This window comes from Rickettsia monacensis (assembly GCF_000499665.2).
In the GTDB taxonomy this organism is placed as follows: domain Bacteria; phylum Pseudomonadota; class Alphaproteobacteria; order Rickettsiales; family Rickettsiaceae; genus Rickettsia; species Rickettsia tamurae.
Genome location: NZ_LN794217.1, coordinates 347,991 through 362,018, shown reverse-complemented (window position 1 = coordinate 362,018; position 14,028 = coordinate 347,991). Strand labels below are relative to the sequence as shown.

Sequence of the window (14,028 nt, the reverse complement as noted above, 5' to 3'; positions counted from 1 at the left end):
AGATTTTTGAAGGAATAGAGTCCCTTTTCAAAAATCTTATAATTTGCAGCAAAAAAGAATTAATTTATTGGTTAAAATTTATTTACTGATATCCTCTAGACTCCATCTAGCTTTTGGACAAAAATTCAAAGGAGTAAATAACTTATTATTGTAACGCTCAAGTCCTGCATATGCAATCATTGCAGCATTATCGGTGCATAAGTGGATAGGTGGATAAATAAGACGATAATCATATGTTTTAGCACAACTACTTAATATTTCTTGTAAATATTTATTAGCAGCGACACCACCAGCAATTACTATATTTTTCTTATCGCAATTATTTATTACTTGCTCATATGCTCTAATAGCATACTGTACCTTACTACCTAGAATTTCTCCTATGGTAAATTGAAAACTTGCCGCTATATCATTAATTACGTCATCATTTAGAAAGCTTGATACAAGCGAATTTTGCGGCTTTCGCCTGTGCTCACATACTTTTGTACGCTGCGCAGGCTCTTCCTTAAATTCATCTTGTCTGAAGCTTTCTAAATGATGACGGTCTTTATAATCAATTCCCTTTAAATTCATTATTAAAGTACGTACGGCAGTTTTAAGTCCTGAAAATGACATATTACAATTACCGCTGTTAATTATAGGTTTTGGAAATTTATATTTATGAGGATCGCCAAGTTTTGCTCTTTTCTCAATTTCAGGTCCTCCGGGAAAAGCTAAGTTTAGCATTTTTGCTATTTTGTCAAAGGCTTCGCCTACGGCATCATCTATAGTAGATCCTAGGATTTTATATTTTCCGAGTCCTAAAACTGCTACAAATTGGCAATGTCCACCCGAAGCTAACAAGAGTAAATAAGGATAAGGAATATTATCGGTTAGTCTTGCGGTTAAGGCATGACCTTCTAGATGATTAATTGCAATAAATGGTTTTTTTAAAGCACTGCTTAGCAACCTTGCAAACATTGAGCCAACTATAACACCGCCGATTAAACCTGGACCGGAAGTTGCTGCAATTGCACTAATTTCCGTTAATTTAGTATTGCTTTCTTTTAAAACGATTTTTAATGCTTTATCTAGATTCGACAAATGAGAACGTGCAGCAATTTCAGGTACTACCCCTCCAAAAACTGCATGTTCTGTATTTTGTGAAATGATTATATTAGATAAGATTTCTCGGTTTTCGGTGATTATAGAAACAGCTGTATCATCACAGCTTGATTCTATACCTAAAATTTTTATCATTCAAATTGAAACTAATTAGAGGCGTTATTAAGTAAAAAATGATAGTTTGCGTCATTGCAAGAAAGTGTTGCCCACTTGGATACCGATGCCATTTCCGCCTACGCGGGAATGACATAACATCCATACGACAACACCAACACCCGCTTGCAATGACGATATCTATCTTTATTTAATAATGCCTAATTAGATACCTTTAAGGTATTTAATTGATTATACAGCTTATAAATAGATTGTTCGGCATCAATAATTTTTTTATTAACTATTTTTAATAGTTTTTCCGAAGGTTTTTCTGTTATTTGCGTTGCAGAACTTATTTGCTCCGCTAAATTTTTAAGAGATTCCTGTATTTCTACAAAAGATTTTTTAAATTGTTCTTTAATAGTAATAGATGATTCTTCAAGCTCTTTAATCTTTAAGCATAGATTTTCTAATAAATGATCTATTTTAGTTTGCATTAAGGTCAATTTTTGCTTTTGTTTTTCACTAAGATAGCTTAAAGTTTCTTGCATTTTTGCCTGTATACGTACTTTTGTAGTACGTTCAAGTTCTGAAGCTAAACCGATTTTACTCATTAAAAATATTATCCATTTGTGAACGTCAAAATGATACCATTTTGCACCGTTACGATAATCTGAAGGAAAAGCATGATGGTAATTATGCCAATTTTCACCGAGTAAGAATAATGCCATCCACCAAATATCTCCAGCAGTGCCTTTATAATATTTTTTACTACCGGCAAAGTGGCATAAAGAATTAACACAGAATGTTGCTTGCTGCTGTAGGAATCTACCGAGTCCCATAAATAAAAATCCTGCATATGCCGATTGTATAGTACCGCCGACTAAGTAACCGATAAATAAAGGTACGACAATATTCATAAAAGCTGCTATTTGCCAATAATATTTTAGCTGCCATTTTAATAAATTATTTTTCCCGTGCTTAGCCCAAGTAATGCGATCAATAGACTTATGGCTACCGCTTCCGACTAGCATCCATCCTATATGAGACCACATAAAGCCTAAAAATTTATTGTCAAATTTTAATGGAGTATGCGGATCTTGATCTTCATCCGTATATCTATGATGCTTATAATGATTCGATGCCCAAGATAAAGCTGGTCCTTGTAATGTTCCTGCAGACAGCATAATTAAGACAAACTCGGCATATTTATTTATTTTATAGGCATTATGAGACCACAACCTATGTAAACCAATCCCAACGGTAATAGTATTAATATAATAGCTAGCAATTATAAAAATAACTTCAGTTAGTCCTATCCCATAATCAAACGAATATTTAACTACAAGAGATATAATAAAAATAGGATAAAATATTAAAGTAAATAAAGCAGGCTTATTTAGTTTACTTAACATAAATTTTACAGTTTTTAGTTATAAAATATATAAATCGACAACGAATAAAATCTTATTATATTATTAGTTAGTATACATAAATATAATTAATAGATAATAACATACTTAATGTATAAATACAAAGAAAATTTTGACAACAAAATTCTAGGTTCTGTGAAGGAGAATTAAATTATTTATATTTTTAGATATTTTTTAGCGAAAATTAATAAGATTTTTGCAGTAATAGTTGTTCCTATTTTAAAAAAATCTTATGATTTACAGCAAAAAATAGCAAAAATAGATTAATTTCTCCTTCACAGAACCTAATCATTATCCTTATTTAAACAATAACCGATAAAACGAACGGTTTTAATAATTAAATTGTCTTTCCCTAAGGCCTCTCTAAATCCTATTTATATGAACATCTATGAGACGTTCATTAAAGGTCTCTTCACTTTCCCATAAATATTTTATTATTTTTTGACGCGAAAATACTTCATTTGGAAACTGAAAAAAAGTCGTAAAATTTTAAACTCAGTAGGACCTTAGACGAATATTCAGTCCGTCTTTGTATACTTTTTCAGTATTTAAATCAATATTTATATTCTTAAATTTAATAATATTATCTTGTAAAACTGACTTGGAACGTCTCAATAAGCTCTTAAAGTACCTACTATTTGCTCAGATAAGAAGGGTTTATAAAAAAAATAGCACGTTATCGTCTATTTCTGTTAAATTTAATTATTTGTTTGATAATAAATATTATAGATTATAGGCGTTTTAGAAAATTTATTAATTTTTCTAACGTTATTTATTGTTATTAAAGGATTTTCTTGTAATTCTGCACTAATAATCATGATAGCAAGCGGCTGACTAAAAAAATAAGTTAATACTTTTTCTAGAAATTAAAACTTCAGGTAATAGCTTATCAAACACTGAATTAATTCCCATTAATATTTAGTAAATAATTAAAAACTTTGTAATAATTTTCTAATTTATTAGGGTTTATAGCAAACTTTTTATAATAAAGAAACAAAGAAATAATAATTTTTAAAGATAATACTTGAATTTAATAGTTTTAGTTGCTATAAATAGCTTTTTTTAAAGTTTGTTTGTTGGAGATTCTTATATATTATGAGCTTTTATGAATCAGTTTTTATTATACGCCAAGACGTATCATTAAACGATATAGATAAAATCGTTAATGATTTTGCTAAAATTATTAAAGATAATAATGGCACTATCATAAAAAAAGAATATTGGGGGTTAAGAACTTTAGCTTACAAAATCGGTAATAACAAAAAAGGACATTATTATTTTTTAGGTCTAGATATTACTGGTAATGTAAAAGAAGAACTAGAAAGAAAAATGAAGCTTAACGAAAATATCATTAGATTTCTTACAATTAAAGCAGATTCAATTAGTAGTGAACCTTCACCGATATTAAAAAATCAGAGTACAGAGAATACTCCGGTAATTGACGTAACGATTAATAATTAAATTTGTAAGAATTAAGGTTAAAGAATGTTAAAAAGTAATAATGCTAGTGAAACAGCTACTCGCAAGCTAGGAGATAAAACTGCTAAAAAAGTATTTTTTAGAAGACGTGAAGGATGCCCTCTTTCTGTGCCTAATGCACCTGTTATTGATTATAAAAATCCTGAGCTTTTAATAAAATTTGTCTCTGAAGGCGGTAGAATGCTACCAAGCAGGATCACAAATGTTTGTGCAAAGAAACAAAGAAAGCTAAATAATGCTATTAAAATTGCAAGAATTTTAGCGTTATTACCTTTTGTATTTCAAGCTAAATAAAGGCATAATACATGGAAATTATATTAATAAAACCCGTAAGAAAATTAGGTAAAATTGGCGACATACTCAAAGTAGCAGACGGGTTTGGTCGTAATTATCTTTTACCGCAAAAATTAGCTATTAGAGCTACTGAGCCTAATAAAGAGCTAATAGTTAAACAAAAACACGAATTTGAAGCAAAAGATAAGCAAATAAGAGAAGAAGTAGAAAAAATCAATGCTCTTATTAAAGATCAAAAATTAGTTTTTATCCGTCAAACATCAGATGACGGTAAACTTTTTGGTTCGGTTACTAATAAAGAGATAGCCGATAAATTATCTGAAAATGTATCTTATAATATCTCTCATTCAAATATTATTCTTGATAAACAAATTAAATCTACCGGAATTTATACAGTTGAAATAAGACTCCATGCGGAGCTTAATGCTATAGTTACGGTTATTGTTGCAAGATCAGAATCAGAAGCACAAGATTATTTACGCGAACAAAAGACTGAAACTTCAGAAGATTTAGCTGAGTCAGCATAAATTTTTCTTTATCATCTAATTGTGTGGTTTTTTGTCATTTCTGCAAGGCATTGACCAGTTCTTCCGTCATTGCGAGGGAATTGCATAGCAATTGACGAAGCAATCTCAGGAAGAATTCCTGAGATTGCCACGCTCACTAACGTTCGCTCGCAATGACGACTCGGTATCCACGCAACAATGCCTTAATGAGCGACTGAAAGGAGCGAGGCAATAAAAAAAATGCTATAAATTAGCATTTTAAACTGAATTGCTTCGTCGAAACTTGCAGTTTCTTCTCGCAATGATGAAAAAATATGAGACATATAACAAAGCATTTCTGCAGAAATGACATTGTCAAACTTACAATACTAACATTTTTCAACCATGCTATATGAAAAATTTGAGTATAATATCAATAATCTAATAGGTAATTTTGGCTTATCTAAAATATCGATTGCAGTATCCGGTGGGAGCGATTCGGTAGCACTTCTTTATCTTGCTAATATTTGGGCAGAAAAAAATAATATAGAATTATTTGTTATATCGGTTGATCATAACTTACGGGAACAGTCGAAGCAAGAGACCCATTATATCCACAATATCAGTAATAGTCTAAATCGCAAGCATTATAGTTTATCTTTTGACCATCAAAATAATTTTTCCAATTTACAAGAAAGAACAAGAGAAGGACGCTATGATTTGATTACAAATCTATGTCTAGAACTCGATATATTAGTACTTTTAACTGCTCACCATGAGGATGATTACGTAGAAAATTTTTGTTTAAGATTAGAGCGTAATAGCGGTATATTTGGACTTAGTAGCAGTAATATCAATTGGTATAATAATATACAAATAATTAGACCGCTATATAATATTCCAAAAAGTGAATTAGTAGAATATTTAGTCAGTCATAATATAAAATGGTTTGAAGATGAGTCAAATTCATCCGATAAATATAGACGAAATGTTATTAGGCAAAAATTAGCTAAAGGCGAATATTATATTAGACATCTTTCCAAACCAGCTTATAGAGAGGAATTTAAAGGAGACACGGAACGCAGCACCGCAGCGTACACAAGCGTACGTGGGGAGGTATTGTTGCGTGGACCGGTAAAACCCACTGTGTCACCCCGTGGCTTGACACAGTGGGTTTTACCGGTCCACGCAACAATGCCACGTGAGGATTCGAGTCTAGGCTCGACGTATAAATTACCTCTAGAAGTAGAGTTTGGAAAGATGTCTAAAGCCGAGATAATCTTACAACAACTCAAAACCAACAAGCTTATAGAAGATAAGTTTAAGCCGGAGTTAATATTAGCAGTAGCTGAAGCGGTCAAGATTTTTAAATATGGCTTTGCTTTTCTTGATTTAGTAAAATTTGATAAATTTTTAAATGAGGTGAAAGTACAAATAATTAATTTTTTACTGATAATGATTAGTGGACAATCTAGAGCAGCTCGTTTTTATTCGGTAGAACCTATTTTAAAATTAATTACTCAAGAGGTAAACTTTAAGAATACCCTTCATGGCTGTGTAATTAAGCGTATACAAAACGAGTTACTTATATATAGAGAATTCGGCAAAAAATTACCTGAGAGTAAAATATTACTAGATAAATCCGTTATTTGGGATAATAGATTTTGCATCACAAGAAATCAAGAAACTCCAAATTGTTTTGTAACTCATCTATCGTTAGAAGATTATAAAATAATAAAGAAACAATTAGATTTAGAACCTTTGAAAAATCTATCCTGCAAAAACCACAATGCAATTTTATTTACCTTACCTATCATTAAAATACTTGAAAAAGTTATAGCAATACCACATATATCATATTATGATAACGACATGTGGAATTTTGAAGTATCTTTTGCTCCAAATTTTGTATCTCGTTTCACCCATTTTTGCTAACACCGGTATTTAAGAGGTTATCTGTAAATAAATTTTAATTAGTAGTTAAAATTTATTTACAGATAACCTCTTATACCGATAAAAATTTTTATTAGGTTTTATATCGATGAATAATCAAGGTAGAAGTATTTTAGCTTGGGCAGCACTTTTTGTTTTTGTAATATTACTTTTTAATATTTTCCAATCTGACGGTTTACTTGGCGGAAGAAATAATATAACTTTCTCGGATTTTTTAACACGAGTTGATGAAAATACCGTTAATTCGGTAAAAATTCAAGGTAGAGTAATTGAAGGCACTTCAAATGACGGCTCTACTTTTAACACTTATGCTCCTGATTATCCTGATTTAGTAAATCGTCTTACTAGCAATGACGTTAATATTGAAGTAGTGCCTCTTGAAACAAAAATGAATACCTTTTTAGGCTTTTTAATTTCTTGGTTTCCTATGCTTTTATTGATAGGTGTTTGGGTTTTTTTCATGCGTCAAATGCATGGAGGCGGGAAAGCCATGGGGTTTGGAAAATCTAAAGCTAGGTTGCTATCAGATAAAGGACCAAAAATTACCTTTAAAGATGTAGCAGGTATCGATGAAGCAAAAGAAGAATTAACTGAAATAGTAGATTTTTTAAGAGATCCAAGCAAGTTCCAAAAACTTGGCGGTAAAATACCGAAAGGCTGCTTACTTATAGGTCCTCCTGGAACCGGTAAGACACTTCTTGCTAAAGCAATTGCAGGTGAGGCTAATGTTCCGTTTTTTAACATATCCGGCTCTGATTTTGTTGAAATGTTTGTAGGTGTCGGTGCAAGCCGTGTGCGTAACATGTTTGAACAGGGTAAACGTAATGCTCCTTGTATTATCTTTATCGATGAAATTGATGCGGTAGGTCGCCATAGAGGTATCGGTATGGGCGGCGGCAATGATGAACGTGAGCAAACCTTAAACCAAATGTTAGTCGAAATGGACGGATTTGAAGCAAACGAGGGAGTTGTGATCATTGCAGCTACAAACCGTCCTGATGTTCTTGATCGTGCATTACTACGTCCCGGTAGGTTTGATCGTCAAATTGCCGTTGCAAACCCCGATATAAACGGTCGTGAGCAAATTCTAAAAGTACATTTAAAGAAAATTAAATATAATAGTACGGTACTAGCACGAATTATTGCTAGAGGTACTCCGGGCTTTTCCGGTGCCGAACTTGCTAATTTAGTTAATGAAGCTGCTCTTATTGCTGCAAGGCTTGGTAAGAAAGAAGTAGATATGCATGATATGGAAGAGGCAAAAGATAAGGTGCTGATGGGAGTTGCACGTCGCTCTATTGCAATATCGGAGAAAGAAAAAAGTCTGACTGCATATCATGAAGGAGGACATGCATTGGTTGGGCTTTATTGTCCTGCAGCATCGCCTATTCATAAGGCTACGATTATACCGCGTGGTAATGCTCTTGGGATGGTGCAAAGACTTCCTGAAACTGATGAATATTCTCAGAATCGTGAACAGATGGAATCATCTATAGCAGTTTATATGGCAGGAAGAGTAGCGGAGGAAATTATTTTCGGTAGAAATAAAGTTACCTCAGGCGCTTCGTCGGATATAAAAGGTGCAACTAATATTGCAAGAGCGATGGTTACAAAAGCAGGTTTAAGCGATTTAATAGGACCGATATTTCACGGTTCAAGTGGTGACGATATGTATGGTAGACAACCTAATAATGAAACCTCGGAAGCTACTGCAGAGTTAATCGATGCCGAAGTTAAAAGAATTATTACACAAGGATATGAATTTGCAAAAGATATTTTAACAAAACATATAGATCAACTTCATACCTTAGCAAATGCTTTAATTGAATATGAGACATTGTCCGGTCAGCAAATTAAAAATTTACTTAGCGGTAGAGCTTTAGATTCAGAAGAGGAAAATAAATTTCCTTTTAATGATTCATCTACTATAAAAATAGATAAAGAAAAATCACCTGAGAAAACAAAAACAACTAAAGCTAAAAAAGAGAGTACTTAAATGGCAGAATTAAGATTACCGCCAAATTCAGTAGTAAAAAAAGGTAGAGAGCATAAAGAAAACGAGGAAATGCTAAAACCTCGTAAGATAAAGATTTATAGATATGATCCTGACCTCGACGAGAATCCTACTATCGATAGTTTTGAGATAGATTTAAGTAAAACCGGACCAATGGTTTTAGATGCTTTAATTAAAATCAAAAATGAAATCGATTCGACTCTAACATTTAGACGTTCTTGTCGAGAAGGAATTTGCGGTAGCTGTGCAATGAATATTGACGGTACAAATACTTTAGCATGCATAAAACCAATAGAAGATATATCAGGCGATATCAAAATCTATCCGCTTCCTCATATGAAAGTAGTGAAAGATTTAGTACCTGATATGTCGCATTTTTATGCACAATACGAATCTATAGAACCTTGGCTCAAAACCGATAGTCCTACTCCTTCAAACTCTGAAAGGTTACAGTCGATTAAAGACCGAGAAAAGCTTGATGGTTTATATGAGTGTATATTATGTGCTTGCTGCTCTACTTCCTGTCCTAGCTATTGGTGGAACGGTGATAAATATTTAGGTCCTACGATTTTACTACAAGCATATAGATGGATTGCCGATTCAAGGGATGATCATAACGGTGAACGTCTTGAAGCTTTAGAAGACCCGTTTAAGCTTTACCGTTGTCATACGATTATGAACTGTACTAAAACCTGTCCTAAAGGCTTAAATCCTGCTAAGGCTATAGGTAAAATAAAAAGTTTAATTGCAGAACGTCATGGCGTGTGATTCTTGGCGTTGTTGCATGGATCTAAAAATGCGTTCGGTGTACCGTGGCTTGACCACGGTATCAAGAAAAACAACTTAAAATGCTAAAATTTTAGTATTTTTAACTGGATCCCGCGATCGAGTCGCGGGATGATACCGGAAAAACTGATCCACGCAACAAAGCTGTGATTCTTAATTAATTATTTTTAAAAATGATAAAATAATGAAAAAAGCAATTATTTTCTGTTGGCTATTTCTTAGTTCGATATCTTGTACTTTTGCCGTTGATTGTAATAATGCCCTGACACAAGGTGATATGCATTATTGTGCCGATGAAGAATATAAGAAAGTTGATAAGGAACTAAATTAAATATACCAAGAAATATTAAAACATATTTCAGACAAACAAGAACAAGTTAATTTACTTAAAAAATCTCAAAACTTATGGATTAAGTACCGAGAAGCTGAGTGCGAATTTCAAAGCTTTGGGGTTTATGGCGGTTCTGTATATCCAATGATACTGCTTATGTGTTTTACAAAAAAAACGAAGAGCGTATCAAAGAATTTGAAGTCATGCTTAAATGTGAAGAAGGCGACTTAAGTTGTAAAAGTAAAGAATTGATCTGACAGTTAAGGATTGTTGGGTACGAAGAAAAAAGATAAGATAGTACCTGGCAAGTTTTAACAACCTACTAAAAAGGAGACTGTCAGATGACAACATATCAAGAAAAAATCATAAAGCCAAGAATCGGTTTATTAAAACTCGCTGAACAATTAGGGAATGTATCACAAGCTTGCAAAGTAATGGGTTATAGCAGGGATACATTTTATCGTTACAAAGAGCTCCATGATCAAGGTGGGGAGGGGGGAAGCTCTATATGAGATGACTAGACGTAAAGCTTGCATTAAGAATCGTGTGCCCGCAAATATAGAGGATGCTGTAGTTAATATAGCTGTTGAATTTCCAGCATTTGGTCAGGAACGTGCTGCTAATGAATTACGCAAGAGTGGGATAATCATTTCTGGTGGCGGAGTTAGATCTGTGTGGTTACGTCATGATTTAGAAAGTTTCAAAAAACGTCTAAAAGCTCTAGAGACTAAAGTAGCAAATGATGGTATTGTTTTAAGTGATAATCAACTTGCTGTTCTTGAAAAAGTTAAAAACCAACGTGAAGCTAGTGGTGAAATAGAAACTATGCACCCTGGCTACCTTGGTTCACAAGATACTTACTATGTTGGTAATATTAAAGGCATAGGCCGTATTTATCAGCAAACTTTTGTCGATACCTATTGAGGAGTAGCTATTTGTAAACTCTATACCGAAAAGACGGCTATTACAGCTGCAGACCACTTAAATGATAAGGTTATTCCATTCTTTGCAAACCATGATATCCCTCTGCTTAGAATATTAACTGATAGAGGTACGGAATATTGTGGAAAACCAGAAAACCATGCTTACCAACTATATCTTGGCATTGAGAATATCGATCATTCCAAAACTAAAGCATATAGTCCTCAAACCAACGGTATCTGTGAGCGTTTCCATAAAACTATGCAGGAAGAGTGCTATCACATTCTATTCCGCAAAAAATTTTATAATTCACTTGATGAATTGCAAACAGATATAGATAACTGGCTTGTGAGTTACAATAATGCAAGACCTCATTCCGGTAAACATTGCTTTGGTAAAACACCAATGCAATCTTTTACAGATTCACTTTATATTGCTAAAGATAAAAATATTGGTAATATTGGTAATATAGATAAAAATATTGGTAATATAGAGAGAATATCAGACAATTTGATGATTGCCCATCAAGCTGCCTGATTACTCAACTCTGTCAGATTAAGTCGTAACTTGTACATTTTAATATTACTCCTTTCATACATCGATCACCTATTAATTTCTTTACTTCTCTATTCTCTACTCTTATTGCTTACCAACTTAAACCTAATAAACCATGTATTTCTTATCCATAATCGGGGTTAAATAGGTAATTAAAAGCCTATAAAAACTTTTAATAATAGAACGGTACAAGCGAATTTATAAATAATTCGCTTGTATCAAACCATATAAAATATGCTATTTTTTTGTATACATTCAATCTTTATTATAATTATGATGAAAATCTATTATTTTTTGGGAAGCCCATAGGAGGTAATTTACCGGTACTACCTCTTTTTCCTAAAAATGCAACAATATTTTTCTCAAGTTTGACTTTTCCATTGTTATTCCAACCTAAGCCGTCTTCTTTATTGAATATTTTAATATCTAGAAGCTTTGCATTCTTAAATTTTTGCAGCGTTACACCTTGTCCTTTTTTCATTTCAGGTATTTCATCTATATTAAATACCAGTAATTTACGACTTTCACCGATACAAGCAATACTATCCCCGTTTACAGGTAAACAAGTTATACATGCATGACCATCCGGTACATTCATAATTTGCTTTCCTGTTTTTGTTTGAGCCATTACTTCGTTTGAATTAACTAAAAATCCCTTACCTACACTACTTGCGAGTAATAAAAGCTGATCAGGTTTATAGACTAAAATATTTGTAATATCGTTATTGCCTATATCCACAAGTAGCTTTATAGATTCTCCTGTTCCTTTACCTTTGGAAATATTATCGGCAAGCAAAGTAAAAAACCTGCCTTCTGAACTAACTATTAATATTTTATCAGTCGTGTAAGCTTCTAAAATAAATTTTTCTGCATCACCTTCTTTATATTTGATAGTCGATAAATCGGTGTTATGACCTTTTAACGAACGCACCCACCCCATTTTTGAACAAATAATAGTAATCGGTTCTTTAGTAATAAACGCCGTTATATCAACTACTTGATTCGTAAGCGTTACTTCTTCAAAACTTGTACGTCTAGCTCCTATTACCGTATTTAATCCGAATTTTGTTTGTACTGCTTTTATTTCCTTTTTTACTACTTTCCATAATTCTTTTGGATTATTTAAAATCTCTTCTAATATAGCTTGCTGCTTCTGCAAATTACCATGCTCATTAATAATTTCCTGCTCTTCAAGTTTACGAAGTGAGCGAAGACGGGTATTTAATATCGCTTCTACCTGTATTTCGGTTAGCTTGAACCGCTCCATCATTATCGCTTTCGGTTCATCTTCTTCACGAATAATTTTAATTATCTCATCAAGATTTAGATAAGCTATTCTCAGACCTTCTAGAATTTCTAAACGATGTTTGATTTTGTTTAAAAGATAAGTTGACCTCCGAGTAACAATATTTTGTCTGTGAGCTAAAAACTCTTGTAAAACCTCTAAAATATTCATTACTCTCGGCACGTTATTACTGCCGATCACATTCATATTTAACTGAATGCGGCTTTCTAAATTCGTTAGCTTGAATAGAGATTCCATAACTATTTGTGGATCACAACTACGATCTCTAGGCTCGATAATTAATCTAATAATATCGGTTGATTCATCTCTAATATTGCTAACAAGCGGGATTTTTTTATCCTTTAGTAATATCGCTATTTGTTCTATAAGTTTTGATTTCTGAACCTGATAAGGTATCTCGGTTACGACTATCTGATATGTACCGTAACTTAGCTCCTCTTTTTCCCATCTGCTTCTTACTCTAAGACTACCGCGTCCAGTAGTATATGCAGCATTAATAACTTCAGCTTTATCAATAATTATGCCGCCGGTTGGAAAATCAGGACCTTTAATGAAATTCATTATATCGTTAATTTCAGCTTTCGGGTGGCCGATTAAATGCACCAAAGCATCGCATAACTCATGTAAATTATGCGGCGGTATATTGGTTGCCATACCGACTGCTATCCCTTCAGAACCATTAGCTAGTAAATTCGGAAAACTTGCCGGCATTATTACCGGTTCTAAATCGGAATCATCATAAGTAGGGCGGAAATCTACCGTATCTTTATCGATGTCTATCATTAATAAAGTACATATTTCCGTCATACGTGATTCGGTATAACGCATAGCCGCTGCATTATCACCGTCGATAGAGCCGAAATTGCCCTGCCCGTCAATTAAAGGATAACGTAATGAAAAGTGCTGAGCAAGGCGTACCAAAGTATCATACACTGCTACATCACCGTGCGGGTGATATTTACCGATCACGTCACCAACCACCCTTGCACATTTCTTATAACCGGAATTCGGCTCAAGCCTTAGCTGTAGCATTGCGTATAATAACCTACGATGTACAGGCTTGAGTCCGTCACGTACGTCAGGAAGCGAACGTGACATAATCGTTGACAACGCATAAGCAAGATAACGCTCCGATAATGCATTACCAAAGTCAATATTTTCTATTTTAGCTTCTTTCATAAGTTATTTAATATTTGTTGATGTTGAAGGGCTTTTTATTTATTGTCATCGTCATTGCAAGCAATCGTTGTTGCATGGATCAGTTTCACCACTGT

Annotated in this window: 12 protein-coding genes and 1 pseudogene; 9 read left to right on the top strand and 4 right to left on the bottom strand. The window is 33.2% G+C overall.

Annotated elements, in window-relative coordinates:
* Positions 1–78 precede the first annotated feature (78 nt).
* The 3 genes from tsaD to RMONA_RS10100 all read right to left on the bottom strand — a co-directional run bounded on the left by tsaD (position 79) and on the right by RMONA_RS10100 (position 3,065).
* Entirely contained in the window at positions 79–1,239 is a 1,161-nt protein-coding gene (gene tsaD / locus RMONA_RS01795; protein WP_023507380.1) for a tRNA (adenosine(37)-N6)-threonylcarbamoyltransferase complex transferase subunit TsaD, read from the bottom strand.
* A gap of 179 nt (positions 1,240–1,418) precedes the next feature.
* The gene (locus RMONA_RS01790) at positions 1,419–2,612 is read right to left on the bottom strand and encodes a fatty acid desaturase (RefSeq protein WP_023507379.1); all 1,194 of its coding nucleotides are present in this window, start codon (positions 2,610–2,612) and stop codon (positions 1,419–1,421) included.
* A 381-nt stretch (positions 2,613–2,993) separates the two neighbouring features.
* Positions 2,994–3,065: a hypothetical protein gene (locus RMONA_RS10100; RefSeq protein WP_231569347.1), complete on the bottom strand. Its 72-nt coding sequence runs from the start codon at positions 3,063–3,065 to the stop codon at positions 2,994–2,996.
* A 660-nt stretch (positions 3,066–3,725) separates the two neighbouring features.
* Between RMONA_RS10100 and rpsF the strand changes: the two genes are divergently transcribed.
* From rpsF to RMONA_RS01745, 9 genes and pseudogenes are all read left to right on the top strand, one after another.
* Complete coding sequence (gene rpsF / locus RMONA_RS01780; protein ID WP_023507377.1) at positions 3,726–4,091, top strand: 30S ribosomal protein S6; 366 nt, start codon at positions 3,726–3,728, stop codon at positions 4,089–4,091.
* A 24-nt stretch (positions 4,092–4,115) separates the two neighbouring features.
* Complete coding sequence (gene rpsR, locus RMONA_RS01775) at positions 4,116–4,403, top strand: 30S ribosomal protein S18 (RefSeq protein ID WP_023507376.1); 288 nt, start codon at positions 4,116–4,118, stop codon at positions 4,401–4,403.
* A gap of 11 nt (positions 4,404–4,414) precedes the next feature.
* Positions 4,415–4,930, top strand: a complete 516-nt coding sequence (rplI, locus tag RMONA_RS01770) for a 50S ribosomal protein L9 (protein ID WP_023507375.1) — start codon at positions 4,415–4,417, stop codon at positions 4,928–4,930.
* A gap of 363 nt (positions 4,931–5,293) precedes the next feature.
* On the top strand, positions 5,294–6,823 hold the full coding sequence (tilS, locus tag RMONA_RS01765; RefSeq protein WP_023507374.1) for a tRNA lysidine(34) synthetase TilS: 1,530 nt from the start codon (positions 5,294–5,296) through the stop codon (positions 6,821–6,823).
* Between the two features lie 106 nt (positions 6,824–6,929).
* Positions 6,930–8,837, top strand: coding sequence for an ATP-dependent zinc metalloprotease FtsH (gene ftsH, locus RMONA_RS01760; protein ID WP_023507373.1), 1,908 nt, complete (start codon positions 6,930–6,932; stop codon positions 8,835–8,837).
* Positions 8,838–9,623, top strand: a complete 786-nt coding sequence (locus tag RMONA_RS01755) for a succinate dehydrogenase iron-sulfur subunit (protein WP_023507372.1) — start codon at positions 8,838–8,840, stop codon at positions 9,621–9,623.
* Between the two features lie 202 nt (positions 9,624–9,825).
* The gene (locus RMONA_RS11370; protein ID WP_023507371.1) at positions 9,826–9,972 is read left to right on the top strand and encodes a lysozyme inhibitor LprI family protein; all 147 of its coding nucleotides are present in this window, start codon (positions 9,826–9,828) and stop codon (positions 9,970–9,972) included.
* The gene (locus RMONA_RS11155) at positions 9,973–10,203 is read left to right on the top strand and encodes a lysozyme inhibitor LprI family protein (RefSeq protein WP_410526356.1); all 231 of its coding nucleotides are present in this window, start codon (positions 9,973–9,975) and stop codon (positions 10,201–10,203) included. It begins immediately after the preceding gene.
* Positions 10,204–10,313: 110 nt separating this feature from the next.
* Positions 10,314–11,430 (top strand): annotated as a pseudogene (locus RMONA_RS01745) (IS481 family transposase).
* A gap of 289 nt (positions 11,431–11,719) precedes the next feature.
* Here RMONA_RS01745 and parC read toward each other — a convergent pair.
* Positions 11,720–13,933 carry a DNA topoisomerase IV subunit A gene (parC, locus tag RMONA_RS01740; RefSeq protein WP_023507367.1) on the bottom strand — a complete coding sequence of 738 codons (2,214 nt, stop codon included), beginning with the start codon at positions 13,931–13,933 and terminating at the stop codon, positions 11,720–11,722.
* Positions 13,934–14,028 lie beyond the last annotated feature (95 nt).